This window comes from Hymenobacter ginkgonis, assembly GCF_009755225.1.
Classification (GTDB): Bacteria; Bacteroidota; Bacteroidia; order Cytophagales; family Hymenobacteraceae; genus Hymenobacter; species Hymenobacter ginkgonis.
This window is the reverse complement of the sequence record NZ_WQKZ01000021.1, coordinates 1-1,786: the sequence shown is the minus strand read 5'-3', so window position 1 is coordinate 1,786 and position 1,786 is coordinate 1. Positions and strand designations below refer to the sequence as shown.

The 1,786-nt window shown below is 61.7% G+C and carries 1 protein-coding gene; it reads left to right on the top strand.

What is annotated here, in order from left to right; translation table 11 throughout:
* Positions 1-1,786, top strand: a 1,786-nt coding sequence (locus GO988_RS23940; RefSeq protein ID WP_232341687.1) for a PKD domain-containing protein, incomplete at both ends; no start/stop codon positions are given.

Below are 1,786 nucleotides of genomic sequence, written 5' to 3'. Positions count from 1 at the left end.
AGTAGTGACCGACAACTTGGGCCTAGCCAGTGCGGCGGCTCAAGTAACGGTGACCGTGTCGCCAGCTGCTAACCAGGCGCCCGTGGCCAACGCGGGGGCCAACTTGACCCTCACGCTGCCTACCAGCAGCACGCCGCTCGCCGGCTCGGGCACGGACGCCGATGGTACTATCAGTACCTATACCTGGAGCCAGGTGAGCGGGCCGAGCACGGCCACGTTCAGCAGCAAAACCGTGGCTACTCCCACCGTCAGCGCGCTGGTGGCGGGCAGCTACGTGTTCAGCTTAGTAGTGACCGACAACCTGGGCCTGGCCAGCGCGCCAGCCCAAGTAACCGTGACCGTGAATGCAGCGCTGAATCAAGCCCCCGTGGCTAATGCGGGCCCTAACCGCACGCTTACGCTGCCCACGAATACGACCACCTTGGCCGGGTCGGGTACGGATGCCGACGGCACCGTTAGCACGTATACTTGGAACCAAATGAGTGGGCCGAGCACGGCCACGTTCAGCAGTAAAACCGTAGCTGTGCCCACCGTCAGCAGTTTGGTAGCAGGCAGCTACGTGTTCAGCCTCATCGTTACAGACAACTTGGGCTTAGCCAGCGCGGCGGCTCAAGTAACCGTCACCGTGTCGCCGGCCGCCAACCAAGCGCCCGTGGCCAACGCCGGCCCCAACCGTACGCTCTCCTTGCCTACTAACAGCGCAATACTAGCGGGCTCGGGCACGGATGCCGATGGTACTATCAGCACGTATACCTGGAGCCAAGTGAGCGGCCCCAATACGGCTACATTCAGCAGTAAAACGGTAGCCGTACCCACCGTTAGCGCGTTGGTGGCTGGTAACTACGTGTTCAGCCTGGTGGTCACCGACAACTTGAGCCTAGCCAGTGCGCCAGCTCAAGTGACCGTGACGGTATCTCCAGCCGCTAACCAAGCGCCTGTGGCTAATGCAGGGCTCAACCGCAGCCTCACGCTGCCCACGAATACTACTACTTTGCTAGGTTCGGGCACGGACGCGGACGGTACCATCAGCACGTATACCTGGAGCCAGGTGAGTGGGCCGAGCACGGCCACGTTCAGCAGCAAAACGGTGGCTACCCCCACTATTAGCCAATTAGTAGCGGGCAGCTATGTGTTTAGCCTAGTGGTCACGGACAACCTGGGCCTAGCTAGCGCACCAGCTCAAGTGACGGTGACCGTGAATGCGGCGCCGAATCAAGCCCCCGTGGCTAGCGCCGGTCCTAACCGCAGCCTCACGTTGCCTACAAATACGACTACCCTAGTCGGGTCAGGTACAGACGCGGATGGCACCGTTAGCGCCTACGCTTGGAGCCAGGTGAGTGGCCCCAATACGGCTACGTTCAGCAGCAAAACCGTGGCTGTGCCCACCATCAGCAGTTTAGTAGCAGGCAGCTACGTGTTCAGCCTAGTGGTCACTGATAACCTGGGCCTAGCCAGCGCCGCAGCCCAAGTGACGGTGACGGTATCGCCAGCCGCTAATCAGGCGCCCGTGGCCAGTGCCGGCCCCAACCGCACGCTTACTTTACCCACGAATACGACCACCTTGGCCGGGTCGGGTACGGATGCGGATGGCACCATCAGTTCCTACACCTGGAGCCAGGTGAGTGGGCCCAATACGGCCACGTTCAGCAGCAAAACCGTGGCTGTGCCCACTCTGAGTGCGCTGGTAGCAGGCAGCTACGTGTTCAGCCTCATCGTTACCGACAACTTGGGCTTAGCCAGCGCCGCGGCCCAAGTAACGGTGACCGTGTCGCCGGCCGCCAACCAG